General features: G+C 63.5%; 17 protein-coding genes and 1 tRNA gene. 16 read left to right on the forward strand and 2 right to left on the reverse strand.

Annotated features, from left to right (window positions below; genetic code table 11):
* Window positions 1–104: 104 nt before the first annotated feature.
* Window positions 105–1049 (reverse strand): transglutaminase-like cysteine peptidase, encoded by a 945-nt coding sequence (locus EB230_RS29925; RefSeq protein ID WP_056565938.1) that lies wholly within the window; start codon window positions 1047–1049, stop codon window positions 105–107.
* Window positions 1050–1369: 320 nt separating this feature from the next.
* On the opposite strand from EB230_RS29925, the gene EB230_RS29930 reads away from it, so the two are divergent.
* From EB230_RS29930 to EB230_RS29960, 7 genes are all read left to right on the forward strand, one after another.
* Entirely contained in the window at window positions 1370–10288 is an 8919-nt protein-coding gene (locus EB230_RS29930; protein WP_172374501.1) for a VCBS domain-containing protein, read from the forward strand.
* A gap of 72 nt (window positions 10289–10360) precedes the next feature.
* Window positions 10361–10729 carry a hypothetical protein gene (locus tag EB230_RS29935; protein WP_065005669.1) on the forward strand — a complete coding sequence of 123 codons (369 nt, stop codon included), beginning with the start codon at window positions 10361–10363 and terminating at the stop codon, window positions 10727–10729.
* Between the two features lie 340 nt (window positions 10730–11069).
* A complete protein-coding gene (locus EB230_RS29940; protein WP_056565923.1) occupies window positions 11070–12269 on the forward strand; it encodes an ABC transporter substrate-binding protein in 1200 nt (399 codons plus the stop codon).
* An 18-nt stretch (window positions 12270–12287) separates the two neighbouring features.
* Window positions 12288–13016 (forward strand): thermonuclease family protein, encoded by a 729-nt coding sequence (locus EB230_RS29945; protein ID WP_244493935.1) that lies wholly within the window; start codon window positions 12288–12290, stop codon window positions 13014–13016.
* A gap of 131 nt (window positions 13017–13147) precedes the next feature.
* The gene (locus EB230_RS29950) at window positions 13148–13900 is read left to right on the forward strand and encodes a GGDEF domain-containing protein (protein WP_244493934.1); all 753 of its coding nucleotides are present in this window, start codon (window positions 13148–13150) and stop codon (window positions 13898–13900) included.
* A 506-nt stretch (window positions 13901–14406) separates the two neighbouring features.
* Window positions 14407–14673, forward strand: a complete 267-nt coding sequence (locus EB230_RS32795) for a hypothetical protein (protein ID WP_244493933.1) — start codon at window positions 14407–14409, stop codon at window positions 14671–14673.
* A 325-nt stretch (window positions 14674–14998) separates the two neighbouring features.
* Window positions 14999–15727 carry a hypothetical protein gene (locus tag EB230_RS29960; protein ID WP_155772542.1) on the forward strand — a complete coding sequence of 243 codons (729 nt, stop codon included), beginning with the start codon at window positions 14999–15001 and terminating at the stop codon, window positions 15725–15727.
* A gap of 200 nt (window positions 15728–15927) precedes the next feature.
* On the opposite strand, the gene EB230_RS29965 is transcribed toward EB230_RS29960, so the two are convergent.
* A tRNA-Thr gene (locus EB230_RS29965) sits at window positions 15928–16002 on the reverse strand.
* Window positions 16003–16155: 153 nt separating this feature from the next.
* Between EB230_RS29965 and EB230_RS29970 the strand changes: the two genes are divergently transcribed.
* From EB230_RS29970 to yacG, 9 genes are all read left to right on the forward strand, one after another.
* The gene (locus EB230_RS29970; protein WP_081295154.1) at window positions 16156–16332 is read left to right on the forward strand and encodes a hypothetical protein; all 177 of its coding nucleotides are present in this window, start codon (window positions 16156–16158) and stop codon (window positions 16330–16332) included.
* A gap of 129 nt (window positions 16333–16461) precedes the next feature.
* Window positions 16462–17754, forward strand: a complete 1293-nt coding sequence (gene murA, locus EB230_RS29975) for a UDP-N-acetylglucosamine 1-carboxyvinyltransferase (RefSeq protein WP_056565913.1) — start codon at window positions 16462–16464, stop codon at window positions 17752–17754.
* 178 nt (window positions 17755–17932) lie between these two features.
* Window positions 17933–18364, forward strand: a complete 432-nt coding sequence (locus EB230_RS29980) for a DUF2948 family protein (RefSeq protein ID WP_056565911.1) — start codon at window positions 17933–17935, stop codon at window positions 18362–18364.
* Window positions 18365–18371: 7 nt separating this feature from the next.
* On the forward strand, window positions 18372–19664 hold the full coding sequence (gene hisD / locus EB230_RS29985; RefSeq protein ID WP_172374502.1) for a histidinol dehydrogenase: 1293 nt from the start codon (window positions 18372–18374) through the stop codon (window positions 19662–19664).
* Between the two features lie 6 nt (window positions 19665–19670).
* Window positions 19671–20156: a UPF0262 family protein gene (locus tag EB230_RS29990; RefSeq protein WP_172374503.1), complete on the forward strand. Its 486-nt coding sequence runs from the start codon at window positions 19671–19673 to the stop codon at window positions 20154–20156.
* Window positions 20144–20614: a low molecular weight phosphatase family protein gene (locus EB230_RS29995; RefSeq protein ID WP_081295153.1), complete on the forward strand. Its 471-nt coding sequence runs from the start codon at window positions 20144–20146 to the stop codon at window positions 20612–20614. The genes EB230_RS29990 and EB230_RS29995 overlap by 13 nt, the downstream gene beginning before the upstream one ends.
* 86 nt (window positions 20615–20700) lie before the next feature.
* On the forward strand, window positions 20701–20919 hold the full coding sequence (infA, locus tag EB230_RS30000; protein WP_006200926.1) for a translation initiation factor IF-1: 219 nt from the start codon (window positions 20701–20703) through the stop codon (window positions 20917–20919).
* A gap of 22 nt (window positions 20920–20941) precedes the next feature.
* Window positions 20942–21568: a Maf-like protein gene (locus EB230_RS30005; protein WP_056565900.1), complete on the forward strand. Its 627-nt coding sequence runs from the start codon at window positions 20942–20944 to the stop codon at window positions 21566–21568.
* Window positions 21565–21762 carry a DNA gyrase inhibitor YacG gene (gene yacG, locus EB230_RS30010; protein WP_056565898.1) on the forward strand — a complete coding sequence of 66 codons (198 nt, stop codon included), beginning with the start codon at window positions 21565–21567 and terminating at the stop codon, window positions 21760–21762. The genes EB230_RS30005 and yacG overlap by 4 nt, the downstream gene beginning before the upstream one ends.
* Window positions 21763–21855: the final 93 nt, after the last annotated feature.

Genomic DNA, 21855 nt, shown 5'->3' on the forward strand with positions numbered 1-21855 from the left:
GGCGCGAAAACAGGAGCTGAAGCGCCTCGCACGGATCCATTGCGACCCGGCGCACTTCACGGCGAAGACGCACCGAACCGGGCGCTTCGCCTTTCTCAGAGCGCTTACGGCTGCAGGCCTTCGCCAGGTGCGACCGTCGCAAGGCCGCCTTTGATATCGGCGACTTGGGCCGCGCCGGCCCTGGCGCCGTGGATCCACGCGCGGTCGGTGCTGAACGAGTACAACGGCACATAGTCGGGGAGATCGCTGTCGCGCGAGACAACGTTGCTCAGGCTGTCCAGGATGAACACACCGCTGCCGGTGCTGACAGACAGCACGGCATGGAAGAAACCGCGCTTGCGGTCCTGCAGCACAACGAGCGACATGCTCTGCGCCGGAATGCCTGCGCGCAACAGCGCCGCCATCTTGAGAATGGCGAAATCCTCGCAGTCACCTGCCCGCCGCTCGAGAGTTTCCGAAGGCTTGGCCCAGTAGTCGAGCTTGCCGTAAACCACGCTGTCCTTCTTGTAGGCGATTGCGTGGTTTACGCTTGAGTTGATGAAGGACAGCTTGTCGATGAACCGCTTGTCCTTGGCAACATTGACGATGGCGGTGAAGATGCTGTTCTTGCCGTCGCACGCGCTGCCCGTGGAACAGTCGACGATGGCCTTGTAGACCGGTGCCCAACGCGCGGAAACCGGGAAATTGTGCATTGACAGCGCAACCGATCCAAACACGCCGGGAATTATCGACGCCGTCTGGATGGGATCGATCCCGACATTGCCCTGCATCGCCGAAGAGCCGCTTTCCCGATCGATGGAGGCAGGCCCGTAGCTGCCGAAAACCGAACCGATCCTGTAGGCCGAGGCGGGCTGCCAGGGCTGCGGCCGCAGCAGCGAAATACCACCGAGGGTGGGAGGCGTTTCGACCCTTGCCAACAGCGAATCGACCGGACCGACGCTGCTCGGGAACGCGCTCGCGGACGATGGCTGCGGCAGGCCCGTGATTCCGATTGCCAGCAGCAGCGCCTTGAGCCCGATTGCCCCCAGGGCAGATTTTTCTTTTTTCATAACGCCCACCTTTGACTGTGGACGCTACCAATTCCGCCTCAAGTTATTGCAAATGAAGGTGGATAAGTTTCCTGTACTTGATAAGTCCCATTTTGTTTAAAAATTTATGCAATTTACTTGTGTTTACCAAGCAACCGGAGCCGACCCGCGAAAGACGTATCTAATGCCAGTCCATGTATATCAGGTTATATGTTTCAAGTTTACCACGCGTAAAAAATCCTGAAGACCGCATATCCGAATATATGAAACAGATTGCAGGATAGTTGCAAAGTGGAAGGCGCCACTGTCTCTTTCCGGGAAATGCCGGAGGGGTTTTGGCTATGACGAACAGTAACGATTTGGACACCGTCTCGAATTCCTGGGACGAGCACTCTGAACACAATGGCTTGCCGTCGCAGGCGCAGATTCAGGTCGCGGAAGCAGCCACGGCGCAAAAGGCGGCTCCGGCAGCCGCCGAACCGGTTCCGGTCGACGTCGGCAACGGCACGCCCGTCAAACCGGAACCACCCGCGGAGGCCAAGGCCCCGGCGGCGGCGCACGAATATGTGGCCGACACCAGCAACGTGGTGAAACTGCCAGCCAACGTCTCGATCGACAACATCAAGGTCGACGGCCACAATCTCGTGCTCGAACAGGCCGACGGTTCGGTGATCGTCATCAAGGACGGCGCCCTCAACGTGCCGACCTTCATCATAGGCGACGTCGAGGTGCCGCGCGTTGCCTTGATCGCGGCGTTGGAAGCAAGCCATGTCGATGTCGCCTTTGGCGCCGACGGGTCGATGTCGGCGGGCCCGGGAGGGTCGACATCGAGCGCAGGCGGAGACTTCTCGGTTCCCCCAGGCGGTATCGGCGACGGGTTCGGCCTGTCGGCACTGTTGCCGCCGACGGACCTGGCGTTCGGCCAGCCGGACAACCGCGAGCTGTTCCCGTCTCTTCTCAAGCCCGATTCCACACCGTCGATCGGCGGCCTGACGCCCGAGCTCGGTGGCGGAGACACCATCGTGTACGAAAAGGGCCTGACCTCGGCTCCCGACACCAGTGAGATCAATACCGGCACGTTCACCATCTCCTCCCCCGACGGCGTCGGCTCGCTGACGATCGCCGGCCAGGTGATTTCGGGTGCCGCGCTTGCCAACAGCGCATCCACTTCGGTCAGCATCACCACGCCGCTCGGCAATACGCTGACCATCACCGGCTACGATGCCAGCACCGGCCAGGTGAGCTACAGCTACACGCTTGTCCACAGCGAGCCCCATCCCGGCGCCGGCATCGATTCCATCTACGACAACATGACCGTGACCGTGACCGACACCGACGGCGACACCTCCGCTCCCGCCACGCTTTCGGTCCAGATCGTCGACGACGTGCCGGTTGCGCACAATGCGAATGCCGGCGCGCTGACCGAGGACGGCGCCACGACCACGGTCGGGGGCAACGTCACGACCGACTACAACAACACGTTCGGCGCCGACGGCCCGGCGGCTTCGGGCTCGGTGGGCTGGGGCACGGCGACCGCCACGCTGAACGGCAACACGGTCAACCTGGCCGACTACGGCACGCTGGCGCAGAATGCCAACGGCACCTGGAGCTTCGTGCTGGACAACAGCAAGCCCGCGACGCAGGCGCTGGGCAGCGGCGATACCATCAACGTCTCGCTCGGCTACACGCTGACCGATCATGACAGCGACGCCGACAGCAAGACCATCACATTCGAGATCAACGGCACCAATGACAACGCGACCGTCACGGTCACGCCGAGCGACGACGCCAATGCCGATGGCGCCGCCAGCGTCGTGTACGAACACGGTCTGACCTCGGTTGCCGACACCAGCGAGACCGACACCGGCACATTCAAAGTCACGGCCACCGACGGCATCAAGGACGTGACCATCGGCACCGAGACCCACACGCTGGCCGACTGGGTCGGCAAGACCATCAACACCGGCGAAGGCACGCTGACGATCACCGGCATGACGCCGGCGGGCGGCGGCACCGAAGCCACCTTCGCCTACAGCTATACGCTCAACGGCGCGCAGACCCATCCTGCCGGCAACGGCAACAACACGCTGCCCGACAGCGTCGCGGTCGCCGTCGACGGCATCGGCGGCACCCATGGCGAGGGCACCATCAGCATCGTCATCGTCGACGACGTGCCGGTTGCGCACAATGCGAATGCCGGCGCGCTGACCGAGGACGGCGCCACGACCACGGTCGGGGGCAACGTCACGACCGACTACAACAACACGTTCGGCGCCGACGGCCCGGCGGCTTCGGGCTCGGTGGGCTGGGGCACGGCGACCGCCACGCTGAACGGCAACACGGTCAACCTGGCCGACTACGGCACGCTGGCGCAGAATGCCAACGGCACCTGGAGCTTCGTGCTGGACAACAGCAAGCCCGCGACGCAGGCGCTGGGCAGCGGCGATACCATCAACGTCTCGCTCGGCTACACGCTGACCGATCATGACAGCGACGCCGACAGCAAGACCATCACATTCGAGATCAACGGCGCCAATGACAACGCGACCGTCACGGTCACGCCGAGCGACGACGCCAATGCCGATGGCGCCGCCAGCGTCGTGTACGAACACGGTCTGACCTCGGTTGCCGACACCAGCGAGACCGACACCGGCACATTCAAAGTCACGGCCACCGACGGCATCAAGGACGTGACCATCGGCACCGAGACCCACACGCTGGCCGACTGGGTCGGCAAGACCATCAACACCGGCGAAGGCACGCTGACGATCACCGGCATGACGCCGGCGGGCGGCGGCACCGAAGCCACCTTCGCCTACAGCTATACGCTCAACGGCGCGCAGACCCATCCTGCCGGCAACGGCAACAACACGCTGCCCGACAGCGTCGCGGTCGCCGTCGACGGCATCGGCGGCACCCATGGCGAGGGCACCATCAGCATCGTCATCGTCGACGACGTGCCGGTTGCGCACAATGCGAATGCCGGCGCGCTGACCGAGGACGGCGCCACGACCACGGTCGGGGGCAACGTCACGACCGACTACAACAACACGTTCGGCGCCGACGGCCCGGCGGCTTCGGGCTCGGTGGGCTGGGGCACGGCGACCGCCACGCTGAACGGCAACACAGTCAACCTGGCCGACTACGGCACGCTGGCGCAGAATGCCAACGGTACCTGGAGCTTCGTGCTGGACAACAGCAAGCCCGCGACGCAGGCGCTGGGCAGCGGCGATACCATCAACGTCTCGCTCGGCTACACGCTGACCGATCATGACAGCGACGCCGACAGCAAGACCATCACATTCGAGATCAACGGCACCAATGACACACCCACGATCACGGGCGACACCACGGGTGCGGTCGTCGAGGCCGGCAATGCCGACCCCGGCACTGTGATTGCCGGCACGACCTCGACCGATCCGGGCGCGCTGACGGCCGGCTCGCCGACGGTGAGCGGCACGCTGACCGCGCACGATCCCGACGCGGGCGCCACGGCCACCTGGAGCGGCGATACCGCCGGCACCTATGGCAGCTTCGCCGTCAACCCGACCACGGGCGTGTGGACCTACACGCTGGACAACAGCAAGCCCGCCACCAACGCACTGGCCGAGGGTGCCAGCGTGACCGAGACCTTCACCGTGACGGTGACGGACGACAAGGGCGCGACCTCCACCCAGAACGTGACCGTCACCATCACCGGCGCCAACGACAGCCCGGTCATCAGCTATGCGGCGGGCAACGCGGCCGGCGGCGTGACGGAAGACAGCACGCTGACCACCAGCGGCCAACTGGCCTCGGCCGATCCCGACACCGGCCACACGGCCACCTGGAGCGTCAGCCCCAACAGCCCGCAGGGCACCGGCACGGCCTACGGCACATTCAGCGTCAACAGCAGCGGCCAGTGGACCTACACCCTCAACAACGGCAGCGCCGCCGTGCAGGCACTGGCGCAAGGCCAGAGCGTGACCGAGACCTACACGGTGCGCGTCACCGACGACAAGGGCGCCTGGGACGACCAGCAGGTCACCGTCGTCATCAACGGCACCAATGACACACCCACGATCACGGGCGACACCACGGGTGCGGTCGTCGAGGCCGGCAATGCCGACCCCGGCACTGTGATTGCCGGCACGACCTCGACCGATCCGGGCGCGCTGACGGCCGGCTCGCCGACGGTGAGCGGCACGCTGACCGCGCACGATCCCGACGCGGGCGCCACGGCCACCTGGAGCGGCGATACCGCCGGCACCTATGGCAGCTTCGCCGTCAACCCGACCACGGGCGTGTGGACCTACACGCTGGACAACAGCAAGCCCGCCACCAACGCACTGGCCGAGGGTGCCAGCGTGACCGAGACCTTCACCGTGACGGTGACGGACGACAAGGGCGCGACCTCCACCCAGAACGTGACCGTCACCATCACCGGCGCCAACGACAGCCCGGTCATCAGCTATGCGGCGGGCAACGCGGCCGGCGGCGTGACGGAAGACAGCACGCTGACCACCAGCGGCCAACTGGCCTCGGCCGATCCCGACACCGGCCACACGGCCACCTGGAGCGTCAGCCCCAACAGCCCGCAGGGCACCGGCACGGCCTACGGCACATTCAGCGTCAACAGCAGCGGCCAGTGGACCTACACCCTCAACAACGGCAGCGCCGCCGTGCAGGCACTGGCGCAAGGCCAGAGCGTGACCGAGACCTACACGGTGCGCGTCACCGACGACAAGGGCGCCTGGGACGACCAGCAGGTCACCGTCGTCATCAACGGCACCAATGACACACCCACGATCACGGGCGACACCACGGGTGCGGTCGTCGAGGCCGGCAATGCCGACCCCGGCACTGTGATTGCCGGCACGACCTCGACCGATCCGGGCGCGCTGACGGCCGGCTCGCCGACGGTGAGCGGCACGCTGACCGCGCACGATCCCGACGCGGGCGCCACGGCCACCTGGAGCGGCGATACCGCCGGCACCTATGGCAGCTTCGCCGTCAACCCGACCACGGGCGTGTGGACCTACACGCTGGACAACAGCAAGCCCGCCACCAACGCACTGGCCGAGGGTGCCAGCGTGACCGAGACCTTCACCGTGACGGTGACGGACGACAAGGGCGCGACCTCCACCCAGAACGTGACCGTCACCATCACCGGCGCCAACGACAGCCCGGTCATCAGCTATGCGGCGGGCAACGCGGCCGGCGGCGTGACGGAAGACAGCACGCTGACCACCAGCGGCCAACTGGCCTCGGCCGATCCCGACACCGGCCACACGGCCACCTGGAGCGTCAGCCCCAACAGCCCGCAGGGCACCGGCACGGCCTACGGCACATTCAGCGTCAACAGCAGCGGCCAGTGGACCTACACCCTCAACAACGGCAGCGCCGCCGTGCAGGCACTGGCGCAAGGCCAGAGCGTGACCGAGACCTACACGGTGCGCGTCACCGACGACAAGGGCGCCTGGGACGACCAGCAGGTCACCGTCGTCATCAACGGCACCAATGACACACCCACGATCACGGGCGACACCACGGGTGCGGTCGTCGAGGCCGGCAATGCCGACCCCGGCACTGTGATTGCCGGCACGACCTCGACCGATCCGGGCGCGCTGACGGCCGGCTCGCCGACGGTGAGCGGCACGCTGACCGCGCACGATCCCGACGCGGGCGCCACGGCCACCTGGAGCGGCGATACCGCCGGCACCTATGGCAGCTTCGCCGTCAACCCGACCACGGGCGTGTGGACCTACACGCTGGACAACAGCAAGCCCGCCACCAACGCACTGGCCGAGGGTGCCAGCGTGACCGAGACCTTCACCGTGACGGTGACGGACGACAAGGGCGCGACCTCCACCCAGAACGTGACCGTCACCATCACCGGCGCCAACGACAGCCCGGTCATCAGCTATGCGGCGGGCAACGCGGCCGGCGGCGTGACGGAAGACAGCACGCTGACCACCAGCGGCCAACTGGCCTCGGCCGATCCCGACACCGGCCACACGGCCACCTGGAGCGTCAGCCCCAACAGCCCGCAGGGCACCGGCACGGCCTACGGCACATTCAGCGTCAACAGCAGCGGCCAGTGGACCTACACCCTCAACAACGGCAGCGCCGCCGTGCAGGCACTGGCGCAAGGCCAGAGCGTGACCGAGACCTACACGGTGCGCGTCACCGACGACAAGGGCGCCTGGGACGACCAGCAGGTCACCGTCGTCATCAACGGCACCAATGACACACCCACGATCACGGGCGACACCACGGGTGCGGTCGTCGAGGCCGGCAATGCCGACCCCGGCACTGTGATTGCCGGCACGACCTCGACCGATCCGGGCGCGCTGACGGCCGGCTCGCCGACGGTGAGCGGCACGCTGACCGCGCACGATCCCGACGCGGGCGCCACGGCCACCTGGAGCGGCGATACCGCCGGCACCTATGGCAGCTTCGCCGTCAACCCGACCACGGGCGTGTGGACCTACACGCTGGACAACAGCAAGCCCGCCACCAACGCACTGGCCGAGGGTGCCAGCGTGACCGAGACCTTCACCGTGACGGTGACGGACGACAAGGGCGCGACCTCCACCCAGAACGTGACCGTCACCATCACCGGCGCCAACGACAGCCCGGTCATCAGCTATGCGGCGGGCAACGCGGCCGGCGGCGTGACGGAAGACAGCACGCTGACCACCAGCGGCCAACTGGCCTCGGCCGATCCCGACACCGGCCACACGGCCACCTGGAGCGTCAGCCCCAACAGCCCGCAGGGCACCGGCACGGCCTACGGCACATTCAGCGTCAACAGCAGCGGCCAGTGGACCTACACCCTCAACAACGGCAGCGCCGCCGTGCAGGCACTGGCGCAAGGCCAGAGCGTGACCGAGACCTACACGGTGCGCGTCACCGACGACAAGGGCGCCTGGGACGACCAGCAGGTCACCGTCGTCATCAACGGCACCAATGACACACCCACGATCACGGTTGATACCGGCAATCCTGGTGGCGCCAACGATGTGGTGTACGAAGCCGGCCTGCCCGCAGGCTCCAAGGTCGGTCCAACTACCATCGATGTCGACGGCACATTCAAGGTTTCGGATCCGGACGGCCTGAGCGATGTTGCCTCTGTCACCGTCAAGGGCACGACCATCCTCATCGCCAATCTGGGCAACAACAATGTAATCAACGGTGATCACGGCACACTCACGATCACGAGTTACAATGCGGCAACCGGGGTTGCGACCTATGTCTACCACCTGACCTCTCCAACCACCGATGTGCCCAACGTAACGGAAACCGACGTCTTCGGGCTAACGGTTACGGACAAGACCGGCGCCAATGCCTCGGCAGCGATCACCATTGAGATCGTCGACGACGTTCCGACTTTAGGCGCCGTGCAGAATCAGCAGACCAACGATGATCCTTCGCAGACGCCTGCGGTCGGCACGCTCCATTTTGTCGCCGGTGCCGATGGCGTCGGATCAGCAATGACAATCACGGCCGATACAACTGGTCTGACCTCAGCGGGACATCACCTTGTGACGGCGCAGTCAGGCAATGTTTTGACCGCCTACGCCGACAATGACGGCAGCGGAACCTTCACCACGGGCGATACGGCGGTTTTCACCCTTACCGTCAATCCCACCGCCGGCACGTCAGGGCAGTATGTGTTCGACTTGCTGGCGCCGCTCGATGGCACGGTGACCCCTGTTTCGATCGGGAGCGGCAGTTCTTTCGGCGCAGGCCCAACTGCATCCATCGTTGTGGATGTGAGCAAGACGAACCACGAGCATATCGTCATGGTGACGGGCTGGGGTGCGTCTATCGATAACAAAGGCGATGTCTCATCCCCAATGTCCCCAAGCCAGGAAGCGGCGTGGCTATCGGGGGGCAACCCGGTATTGAAGCAGGACGTCAACGTGAACGGCTCGGCAGCCGGTTGGGGGCTGGACAACAATAATTTCGATCAAGGGGAGTTCATGCGTTTCGACTTCGGAACGCCGAACTCTTACGCAAACTCTTACACCGATCCAGCTGGCACCAACCCCTATGTTGCGCCAAATGGTATCACCATGGATAACGTCTCCTATGCGACGTTCACCTTTGGCGCGGTTGATCCTGTCACCAACAAGATTGAATTCGTCGCCCATTACGTCGACGGAACATCGCAAGCCTTTACTCCAGCGACCGGCGCTACGTCGGTGACCATCCAATCGCCGACCGGATTACAGATTGCCTGGATCGATGCGTACGAGTCCTCGGGCTCGACGAAACTCAACCTGACGAGCGTCGGGACGATTTCCACCAGTGTCGACCATACGATCCCCTTTACCCTGCAACTCGGGGATGGCGACGGGGACACGACAACGACCGCCAATTTCTCAGTCCACGTGAAAGACGGATTGGCGCCTCTCGCTGTTGCCGCTCCGATCTTGCTCGACCTCAACCACGACGGGATCCACACCACCGATCTGACGCACTCCACCGTTTCGTATGACTACAATGGCGACGGCGTCGCTTCGAAAACCGCGTGGGTCGACCAGCATGACGGCATCCTGGCGATCGATCTCAACGGCGACGGCAAGGTGAGCAATGCGCCGGAGTTTGTGTTCACCCAGCAAGCCCCTGGTGCCAAGACCGACCTTGCCGCGCTCGAGCAGCTCTACGACACGAACCATGACGGCAAGCTGACCGCCGCCGATCACGACTTTGCGCAATTTGGTGTCTGGCAGGATGCCAACGGCAACGGCGTATCGGATCCAGGCGAGTTCAAGTCACTGGCCGCCTTGGGCATCGTCGAGATCGGTCTCGAGAGCAACAATCAGTACTCGGTTTCGGCAGACGGCTCGGTCTTGACCTATGGCGAAGCCACCTTCACCACCGCCGATGGCCAGACAGGTGCGGTTGGTGACATCGGCTTCGGCAATTTCGATGGTGCAGGCCCCGCGGGCACGTCGACCATCGCCGGCACTTCAGGCGCTGACACTTTCAAAATCGACAATCTGAACATCAAGGACCTGATCTCGGACTATCATAGCGGCGAAGGCGACAAGATCGACTTGAGCGCGTTGTTCGACAAGGCGCCAGTCGGCAACATCGCCGACTATGTGCATTACAACAATGCGACCGGCGCCGTGAGCGTCGACACCAGCGGCTCGGGCAACACGGCCAACTTCGTGGATGTCGCCGTTCTGCAGAACACGCCGGCCGCCGGGACGATCAACATCCTCTACGACGACACGCAGCATCAACAGCACACGGCCACGATTTAGTACTTATGCGTGGCCGTGCTCCCGTGCTATGCATTAGCGAAACATAAAATTGCAGTTTGGAGAGGGACTTACATGAAGCGTTGTGGAAGATTGCTGGCTACGGCCGCCGCGCTGCTGCTGGCTGGATCGACGGGCTTCGCCGCCGACATCATCGAGGGACCTGTAGGCGACTATTGCCGCACCGTCGGCACGTCCAACCTGGTGCTGACCGACAATATCGTCGATCTCAAGCAACAGGTGGTGAAGCTGATGGACGAGTCGGTTGCCGTCGCCAACAGTTCGGAATGGATCAATTCATCCCGGCCGGCATTCGTGTGGGCATCGGAAGCCAAGGTCGCCTGCGGCATGGCCTATGGCTATCTGAAGACGAACTACAAGGACGAAGACACACTCAACAAATGCGAGTGCTTCCACGATCGCATGGTCGAGTACATGCACTGACCGGATAGGCCGTGCCTGTTGGCCGTCATGACAGCCGAGCGATCGATCCTGGGGGCGGTCGCCGGCATAATCCCCCTGACCAGCGTCGCCCGTTTGCCGCGCAGTCCAGTGGAACTTGGCGCGGACGGCCCGTACACCACCGCACGAAGCATCGCGCCGGGCACAATGAGCCGGGTCCCGGGTGATCCGCGCCCGCTGCCGCAGGCGAGGTCGACCAATGCTCAAGGCGGTGAGGGCCCGCCTCCTTGAAGAGCACGGCAAAACAGCACGGCACATCCGCCGCAACATGAATTGAAGACCAGACCGGGAAATACCCGGCGACAGATAGGGTGGAGCAATCATGGAAGCAGGCCGGCAGGTCCGCAACCCGCCGATTTTGGCAATCACCCTGGCGCTCGCCACGATAGTGTCGGGCTGCCAGTCGAAAGGCGGCGTTTCCGACGTGCTCGATCCGGCCGCGGTTGCCGCGCCCGCCGGCCAGAGCGGCGCCGCCGGCGCCGGTCCGGCCCAGGCGAGCCAGTCGCTCGGCACCGGTTCGACCAAAGTCACGATGTTGCTGCCCTTGTCGGCTCCCGGGACGTCGGGGGAGAACGGCAGGAAGATGCGTGACGCCGCCAAGCTGGCGATGACCGATATCGGCAATGGATTGCTGACGCTGACGATCGAGGACACCAAGGGCGACAGCGCACAGGCCAGCAAGCAGGCCGTGCAGGCCATAACGACGGGATCGAAAGTGGTCATCGGTCCGACCGAACTGCCGGCGGCGCAGCATATTGCGACGCTGTCCGGATCGAAGCGGCCGCCGGTCCTGGCGCTTGCCGACAATTTCGCTGGCGGCGCTGGGGTTTATGCCGTGCGTCTCAGCGAAGCCGACAGCGCCGCGGCGGGCGCAGCTGGGCTCGCCGCGAAAGGCCGCAAGAAGTTCGTACTGCTGGTCGCGGAAGGCTCAAACGCCAGCGCCGTGGAGAAGCGGGTGGCGAATGGCCTTAGCATCTATGGCGCAACGCTCGCGGTCACCCTGCCTTATTCGGCCGGTGACGGCGGCGCGAAGGCCATCGACCAGATGGGCTCGCTCGTGGACGCTCCCGACGCGGTCATCGTTGCCAGCGGCGACGGCAGCCCCTCGCCCGTCCTTGCCGCTCTCAAATCAAAGGGCATTCCGGGAAAGGCAATCTCCGTCGTCGGAACGGACCGCTGGCTGGAACATCCCATGGATCCGTTGTTCGAGGGGGCATACATCGCCACGCTCGATTCAAGCGAAACCGGACCGATCGCCGACCGTTTCAGGACGACATACAACTACCCGGCCGACGTCAATGTGGCCTATGCCTATGATATGGTTGCCCTGACAGCTGGGATAGCGAGCGCGGTCGGACCTGACGGCTTCAGCAAACAGGTGCTCGAAAACCCGAACGGGTTTCGCGGATCGACAGGTTTGTTCCGTTTTCGCGCTGACGGATCCAGCCAAAGATCGATGCCATTCTATCGGATAGAAAAGGGTGCGCTCAAACTGGTTGCCAAATCGACGTCGGGTTTCTGACCGGCTGCCGGGGGGACCTTGCTTGAACGCCGCGATGGCCTGATGGGCACGCCTCGGCATGTCCGACTGATGATCGCGGTCGGGAGCCTTGAACTGCTGGTCGGAATAGTCCTGATCATGCACGCCGGAGCCTTGCTTTCGGTCGACCGGCCCGGCCCTGCTCCGCCGCTGGAAAATTCCGGCAAGCAGGCGGCCCCGGCGGACACCGCCACTGTCGACGGATCAAGACGAGAACCGGCACGGCGGATTGCCGAGAGCCTCATCGCCCCGCCGCCGGTTGACGCCTCGGAAATCGAGCGGGTCGAAGCCCGGCCGCCGCTCGGTGAACTCGGCCTCGCCATCCGCCCCAGGACGCCAATGCCGCAAGACTGGCGCGAAACCCTGCTCTACCATCCCATTGCAACGTCGTCGGCGACTTTCGAATCGATGGGGCGGAAAGTGGCGATCAGCGGGGCCCTGGACATCGACGTGGCCCAGACCTGCTCCTTTCGCGACGAAGCCTGGCCCTGTGGGCTGCGCGCCCGCGCGGCCTTCAATGCCTGGCTGCGGGGGCGCGCGCTGACCTGTTTCCTGCCGCCGGAAGCCGAGCGCTTTGCCATCGCCGCGCCGTGCCGGCTGGGCAAGCAGGATGTCGGCGCCTGGCTCGTCGCCAATGGTTGGGCCATGGCGCTGCCGGGCGGCATCTATGGCAAGGCGGAAGCAATTGCCAAAGATGCCGAGATGGGTATCTTCGGGCCACCGCGATAGGCTGGGAGGGGCAGGCTCGGTCGCCAAGGTCGCGCGATGACAAGGATGGATCGTTCAAATTGTACGGTTCGGCGAAACCGAAATTACGGCAGACAGGCCTTATATCAGCCGATCTGACAGGAGATCGGCCGATGACGAGACCAATGGCGACCACCACTGCCCAGGCCTGGAAGCACGTCGCGTGGCTGACGTTCCTGGGAACCGCCGGGAGCCTCGGCCTTTCCCTTGGACTGAACTACCTGCTCCTGTTCAGCGACACGCTAACGCCGTTCGCCCGCAGCATGATCACCGCGGGACTGCTGCCGGTGATCATCGGCCTGCCGCTTTTCGCGCTGATCGGCTGGAACCGGGTCGAAATCCACCGCTACCGCCAGGAACTCAACAAGTCCGGGACGTATGACAGGCTGACGGGCTGCCTGAACGGGCCGGTCTTCACGTCGATGATTGAACGACGGGCCGCCAGGCGATCGGGACCAGGACCACGCTCGGGCGCCTTCCTGATCATTCATCCCGAACACCTTCGATCCATCAACATGCGCTTTGGCCTCGAATGGGGCGACGAGGCCTTGCGGCTCATCGTCTCGACCATACAGTCGTCGGTGCGCGAGGAGGATCTGGTCGGACGCATCGGAGCCTCGATGTTCGGGGTTTTCCTCTCGGGCGCGACGGAAGCAGAGGCCAAGGAAGTCGGCGAACGTATCCGGACGCGTGTCGCACAGGTCTACTTCGCGCCAAAAGGCACCGAGGATGCCCTCACCATAAAGGTCGGCGGTGTGATGTTGGAGAACGAGATGGAGTTCTCGGACATGTTCCGGTCCGCCGAACAACACCTGTCCGACGCGCAGGATGACGCCGGGTTCGAACTGACGCATATGCACAGCTGACAACGGCCGGGGCGCCAAGGCAGGCCGATTCAAGAACCAGGAAACTGGTTCTGCGAGAATATAGGAAACGGCCTTTCCGCCCATTGGCGAGCCGGGATGATCCTGTCAGGCGAGCCCACGCTCCAACCTCGTAGCGGCCGACGACGACGCTTCCGTTGGTGGTGGCCTCTGCGTCTGCACCGAGCTTGGCATGCGTCCGCCGAAGACCGCCGCCACCATGCGAGTGCTGAAGCCATTGTCGCGGATTGCCATTGCGGCGGTCCCGGCGCTCCAGCGGTATGCTTCAAGAGTGCGTCCCACGCCATTCAAGGTGCTCTGTCTGCCGTGGAGCGCGTGGTTCAGGTCGGGAAGGCCCGGGCCATTTCGGTCGCAGGAGACCTCAAGGCTGGAATGACGGCTCTCGATGAATCGCTGCCTTATCGATTCGTTCAGATTGCCAATACCCCGCTGGAGCCCAACATTGACAAGTTGAAGGAGCGCTCACGGGCACAGAACGTTTGTGACGCATGGGATATTCTCTGGCCGAGATCGAATCGTCGAGACGTCAAATACGTAAAAGGAAATACTGGCCGCTCTTGGCGACCTGCCGCGGCAGTCCGACTGAAGTTGCCGGCGCATTTCTAGCCGATTACGCATTCGCAACCAATTCAGCAGGCGTCACCCTGGTCTCCATGTTCAAGAAGAAGCACCTCGATTTCAATCTGCTGCGATTGGAGAACCATCCAACGCCCGAGCGGCCAAATGCCATCGCCGCCGCGCTCGCCATGGCCTGAAAGACTGATCAACTCGCGGCCTGCCGAGGTCTCCAATCAGGCGCGAAGCGGCCATTGATTGCGGATCGCGGCTATGCATCGAGCACAAGCGCATCCTCGACGTTGAACCCAAGCCATCCTGACAGGCTCACCGATCGATTCCTTACAAATTCGTAAGGAGCGGTTCATGCGAACGGAGGAAGCTGGCTAACAAAAAATGGTGCGAATTCACGTGCGTAGCAGCCTGCTGGTTGCTTCGAGAACGTGTTCGAATTCGCCCCTTGGTCGTTGTTCCCGTGGCCGGTCGGGGGACTTGGCTTGGAACATATCACCGGAGCCGGATCGCGTGATTGTCGAGTTATTTGGCCCTGCCGGGTCGGGCAAAACAACATTTGCACATGCACTTCAGCGCCGTCTGCAAGCTCAGGGCTACGTTGCGAAAGTCGTGCTTTCCTATCAACCCGGTGCCCATTCCACACCATTTGACCCTGGCGGGCTTTGGTACGCTTTCCAGCGTGTTGTCAGGGCGATACTGCGAACGGCCGCGTTTGCCTTGCGTCCCTTGAACAAGGCGGATGAACTCAGGCTGACAGTCAAGCTGGTCCGAACTTTAACGCCGAAAAATCCGATTTGGTTGATAAGGTTCAGCCGCTACATCCTTGCTCTATCAGTGGCTTGGCAGTATTCGGTCGGCGATCGGGAAATTGTGATTTTCGATCAGGGTTTCATTCAGGCCGTCTGCTCTCTTAGCCTGTTTAGCGGAGTTGCGGACACGGCGTCACTGGCAACGGTCCTGGATCTGATACCCACTTCGGATCTTGCGATAAGTGTGGACGCCGCCGAACCATTATTGTCGAAACGGCTGAAGGACCGGCTCTTTCATCAGAGCTATATGGAGCGGCTGTTCGAGGCAGATCCGAAAACCAACTTGCAATCGATACCAATCATCCACCGGGTAAAAAGCCTCCTTCTCGGCAAAGAGAGATCAACATTAAGCATCGACATGTCCGATGAACGCAGCCTCCAGGAGGCTGTATTTCGCGTCGAAAGAGAGATTGCCGAAATGCGTGGCTAGGATCGTTTCAGGTCAATCAAGCGGCCACGATCTCAAGGCAGGTGCAGGTAAGGTAATCACGCCGCGGGGTTGCGAGAACGCAAGGGAGCAAAGTCCGTGGAAATTCCACCGGCAAAATGCCGTGCTGCGCCTTCGTCCGCCTGCCAGTGCCGGGAAAAAGTGACCGGCAACGACATCACATTGAAACTGGTTGGAAGAACTGGTGCTGCGAGAGAGGATTGAACTCTCGACCTCTCCCTTACCAAGGGAGTGCTCTACCACTGAGCTACCGCAGCCGCTGATGGCGGGGCTTCTGCCATATCGAACCGGTAAGCGCAAGGCCAAGAACAACGCTTCTGTGAAAGCCTTTGCCGGATAGCTTTCAATGACATGGCGGCGCCACAATGTTGGCTATCCCTGAACGACAGGCTGCCGGCCGGGACGGGACGATGAGCGACAAGACGATATCACCGAAAAAGGGCGGCACGGACCGCAAGGACCGGCTCGCCGAGCAGTTGCGCGCCAATCTGCAGAAACGCAAGGCGCAATCGCGCTCGCGCCGTACAGGGGAAGCCGACCAGAGGCCGGATGGGCTCGGCACGGCCAGGGAAATACAAAAAGATTAACTCAAATCGGCCACTCTTGGACCGGAGCGGGCGAAATCCTATTTCTTGAACCAGATTGGCCAATGGTCTAGACGGGCCGATACTCAAACGATTGAACCGGCCTTTTTGAGCCGAGAGGGACGTTCTTCCATGGATCGCATCAGAATTGTCGGCGGCAACAAGCTCGCCGGAAGCATTCCGATCTCGGGCGCGAAAAATGCCGCCTTGCCGCTGATGATCGCCTCGCTTTTGACCGACGACACGCTGACGCTGGAAAACGTGCCGCATCTGGCCGATGTCGAGCAGCTGATCCGCATCCTGGGCAATCACGGCGTCGACTATTCGGTCAATGGCCGCCGCGAGAAGCAGAATGAAGGCTATTCGCGCACCATCAATTTCTCCGCCCGCAACATCGTCGACACGACGGCACCTTACGAGCTGGTGTCGAAGATGCGCGCCTCGTTCTGGGTGATCGGCCCGCTGCTGGCCCGCATGGGCGAAGCCAAGGTGTCGCTGCCCGGCGGCTGCGCCATCGGCACGCGCCCGGTCGACCTGTTCCTCGAAGGCCTGCAGGCGCTCGGCGCCGATCTCGACGTCGACACCGGCTATGTCATCGCCAAGACCAAGAATGGCCGCCTGGTCGGCAACCGCTATGCCTTCCCGAAAGTCTCGGTCGGCGCCACCCATGTGCTGATGATGGCGGCATCGCTGGCCAAGGGTGAAACCGTGCTGGAAAACGCCGCCTGCGAGCCCGAAATCGTCAACCTCGCCGAATGCCTCAACGCCATGGGCGCGAAAATTTCCGGCGCCGGCACGCCGACCATCACCATCGATGGCGTCGAAGCGCTGTCGGGCGCTCGGGTGCGCGTCATTCCGGACCGCATCGAGACCGGCACCTATGCCATGGCCGTCGCCATGACCGGTGGCGATGTCGTGCTCGAAGGCGCGCGTCCCGAACTGCTGCAGACCGCGCTGGACGTGATTTCGCAGACGGGAGCCGAGATCACACAAACCAATTCCGGCATCCGCGTGAAGCGCAACGGCGCCGGCATTTCGCCGGTCGACGTGACGACCGCGCCCTTCCCGGCCTTCCCGACCGATCTGCAGGCGCAGTTCATGGGCCTGATGACCATGGCCAAAGGCAAGTCGCGCATCACGGAGACGATCTTCGAAAATCGCTTCATGCATGTGCAGGAACTGGCCCGGCTCGGCGCCCACATCACGCTTTCAGGCCAGACGGCGATCGTCGACGGCGTGGCGAAGCTGAAAGGCGCGCCGGTCATGGCCACCGATCTTCGTGCTTCCGTCTCGCTGGTCATCGCCGGCCTTGCCGCCGAAGGCGAGACCACCGTCAACCGCGTCTATCATCTCGACCGGGGCTTCGAGCGGCTGGAGGAGAAGCTCTCCAATTGCGGCGCGGTGATCGAGCGGATTTCGGCGTAGCAAGGGCGACCCTGCCTTCGGCGCTGGCGATTTGCGAAAGCAGATGTTGCATCCAATCTCCCTCCTTGCGGGGGAGATCGGCAGCTTGACCGGTCGCAGCTCCCTTGGCGCGGTTGCACGGATCGCCAAGACCGCCTAACAGAAGGGCTGAACCGTCAACTTCAGGTGCAAATTCCGCATGGCCCTCAAGCTTATCGCGCTCGACGACCAGGATCTGAGCATCGTTTCGGCTCATGTCCAGGACGCCGTCCTGAAAGTCAGTGATCTCGAATACCTGCCCTCGGCCAAGCGCTTCGTGCTGACCATGAACCGTTTCGTCTGGGAGGCGAAGTCGGGCCTGTTTCGCCAGCACAATGAGCGGCGGCAGGCCGTTCTGCATTTCGATCGGGTGCTGGGCGCCAAGACCAATGGCATTGCCCGCGACAAGCCCGCCGAGGTGCTGTCCCTGCTGGCGATCAGCTTCATCGAGATCAGCAAGCCGGCAGGCATCGTCGAGCTGATCTTTTCGGGCGGCGGCACCATCATGCTCGATGTCGAATGCATCGAGGCACGCCTTGCCGATATTGGCGGCGCGTGGGAAGCCACGTCGCGTCCCGTCCACAAGGCTTGAGCGCCCCATGGCCATCACGCTTCGCCAGTCCGATGCCGATTTCGAGCAGCGTTTCGCCTCCTTCCTGACGACCAAGCGGGAAGTATCCGCCGATGTCGAGGCCGCGGTGCGCGCGATCATCTCTCGGGTGCGCGCCGATGGTGATGCGGCGCTGATCGACTATTCCAGTCGCTTCGACCGCGCCGACCTGAAAAGCGTCGGCATCGCCGTATCGAAAGACGAAATCGCCAGTGCCTATGATGGCGCCGACGCACAGACGATCAAGGCGCTCGAATTCGCGCGCGACCGCATCCGCGCCTATCATGAACAGCAGCTTCCGAAGGACAATCGCTATACGGATGCCGCCGGTGTCGAACTCGGCTGGCGCTGGACGGCGATCGAAGCCGTCGGGCTCTACGTGCCGGGCGGCACCGCAAGCTATCCAAGCTCGGTGCTGATGAATGCCATACCGGCCAGGGTTGCCGGCGTCGAACGCGTCGCGATCTGCGTGCCCGCCTCCGGCGGCGCCATACCGCCGCTGGTGCTTGTGGCGGCCGACATCGCTGGCGTTTCCGAAATCTATCGCGTCGGCGGCGCCCAGGCGATCGCTGCCCTTGCCTATGGCACCGAAACGATAAGGCCGGTGGCCAAGGTCGTCGGCCCCGGCAATGCCTATGTCGCGGCAGCCAAGCGGCAGGTTTTCGGCACGGTCGGCATCGACATGATCGCCGGCCCCTCGGAAGTGCTCGTGGTGGCCGACGGCAACAACGATCCTGACTGGATCGCCGCCGACCTGCTCGCCCAGGCCGAACACGATGTATCGGCGCAATCGATCTTGATCACCGACGATCCGGCCTTCGGCAAGGCAGTCGAACAAGCGGTCCAGCGCCAGCTGCAGAGCTTGCCGCGCGGCGAGACCGCGGCTGCGAGCTGGCGCGATTTCGGCGCGGTGATCGAGGTCGCGACCATCGAGGCCGCGCTGCCGCTGGTCGACCGCATCGCGGCCGAACATGTCGAACTGGCCATCGACGATGCCGAAGGTTTCCTGTCGCGGATGCGCAATGCCGGTGCCGTCTTTCTCGGCCGCCACACGCCGGAAGCCATCGGCGACTATGTCGGCGGTTCCAACCACGTGCTGCCGACGGCCCGCTCGGCGCGCTTCTCGTCGGGCTTGTCGGTGCTCGACTTCGTCAAGCGCACCTCGGTGCTGAAACTCGGGCCGGAGCAGTTGCGTGTCCTGGCGCCGGTGGCGATCGCGCTCGCCAAGGCGGAAGGGCTCGAGGCGCATGGGCGCTCCGTCGCCATACGGCTGAACATGTAGGCTGAGATGACGGGCCCCGATCAAACCCGCGCAAAGCTGATCGATGTCGAACTCGATGAATCGATCGGCCGTTCCACGCCCGATGTCGAGCACGAGCGGGCGGTGGCGATCTTCGACCTCATCGAGGAGAACAGTTTTCAGCCCGTCAACGACAGCGGCGTCGGTCCCTACCGGTTGAAACTGTCGCTGGCCGAGCAGCGTCTGGTCTTCGCCGTGGCGCGCGAGGACGGTACCGCGGTGGTCACCCACATCCTGTCGCTGACGCCGCTCCGGCGCATCGTCAAGGACTACTACATGATCTGCGAAAGCTATTACGACGCCATCCGCTCCTCGACGCCGAGCCATATCGAGGCGATCGACATGGGCCGGCGCGGTCTGCACAATGAAGGTTCGCAGACTCTGATGGACCGGCTCTCCGGCAAGATCGACATCGACTTCGACACGGCGCGACGGCTGTTCACGCTGGTCTGCGTGCTGCACTGGCGGGGCTAGCCCTGGTACCCGGCGCCCTGCCCCGCTCGATCCTGTTCCTTTGCGGCATGAACGCCGTGCGCTCGCCGATGGCCGAGCAACTGGCGCGCCGGATGCTGCCCGCCACCATTTTTGTCGCCTCGGCCGGCGTGCGTGCCGGCGAACGCGACCCGTTCGTCGACGCCGTGCTTGCCGAGGAGGGCCTCACGCTGGGCGAGCGTCATCCAAGGACGCTCGACGATCTCGAGGACGACTATTTCGACCTGATCGTCACGCTGGCGCCGGAGGCGCACCATGCCGCGCTGGAGCTCACGCGCTCGCTCGCCGTCGAGGTCGAATACTGGCCGACGCAGGACCCAACCGGTGCCAGCGGCACGCGCGAGCAGATCATGGCGGCCTACCGCGACGTGCGCGAGCGGCTGAAGTTGCGCATAAGCCGGCGTTTTTTGCCTCCGGAAGCAAAAAACGCGACGGATTAAGCGTGTTCACAAGCGCTCGATTATCATATAGGTTCCGCCGAAATTCGGCCTGGGCGCCGGAACTGCCATCCAAGCAAAGGTATCGAATGCCGAAGGAAGAAGTCCTCGAGTTTCCGGGTGTCGTGACGGAATTGTTGCCCAACGCGATGTTCCGGGTGAAACTCGAAAACGAACACGAGATTATCGCCCATACGGCCGGCCGCATGCGCAAGAACCGCATCCGCGTGCTGACCGGCGACAAGGTTCTGGTCGAGATGACGCCATACGACCTGACCAAGGGCCGCATCACCTACCGCTTCAAGTAAGATCAAGGCCGACTGGTCCGCGATGAGCATTTTGCAGAAGCTGGTGCTTGCCTCGGGGTCGCCGCGCCGCATCGAACTCTTGCAGCAGGCCGGCATCGAGCCGGACCGGATCCTGCCAGCCGATATCGACGAAACGCCGTTGCGTGCCGAGCATCCGCGTTCGCTCGCCAAGCGGCTGTCGAAGGAAAAGGCCGAGAAGGCGTTCGCATCGCTGAAGACCGAGACGGACTATGCGCCAGGCTTCGTGCTGGCCGCCGACACGGTGGTCGCGGTTGGGCGGCGTATCCTGCCCAAGGCCGAAACGCTCGATGATGCCGCCAACTGCCTCGGCTTGTTGTCCGGTCGTTCGCACCGTGTCTATTCCGGCATCTGCCTGATCACGCCAGGCGGCAAGCTGCGTCAGCGGCTGGTCGAGACGCGGGTGCGTTTCAAGCGGCTGCCGCGCGAGGAGATCGACGCCTATGTCGCCTCGGGCGAATGGCGCGGCAAGGCCGGCGGCTATGCCGTCCAGGGCCTCGCCGGCACCTTCGTCGTCAAGCTCGTCGGCTCCTACACCAACATCGTTGGGCTGCCGCTCTATGAAACGGTGGCGCTGCTGTCGGGCGAAGGCTTCAAGATCCATCAGAGCTGGCTCACCGCACGGCCATGAACTCCGACTCCAAGGTCACGCCGCTACGCCGAAAGCGCCCCTGCCCCGAATGCGGCAAGCCATCGGCGCGCGACACCTTTCCGTTCTGCTCGACGCGCTGCAAGGACATCGACCTCAACCGCTGGCTGAAGGGTGCCTATGTCATCAAGGCACGCGACGACGAGGAAGAGCCCGACGCCGACGAGCCGAAATAAGGCCAGGCCATCGGCACGGAGCCAGTGGCGGTTGATCACATGCAAAGGGAACGTCAGTACAAGCGCCGTCGGTGAGGTCTTTCCCGCGGTTGC

Origin of the sequence: Mesorhizobium sp. NZP2234 (assembly GCF_013170765.1) — a bacterium.
GTDB classification, from domain to species: domain Bacteria; phylum Pseudomonadota; class Alphaproteobacteria; order Rhizobiales; family Rhizobiaceae; genus Mesorhizobium; species Mesorhizobium loti_D.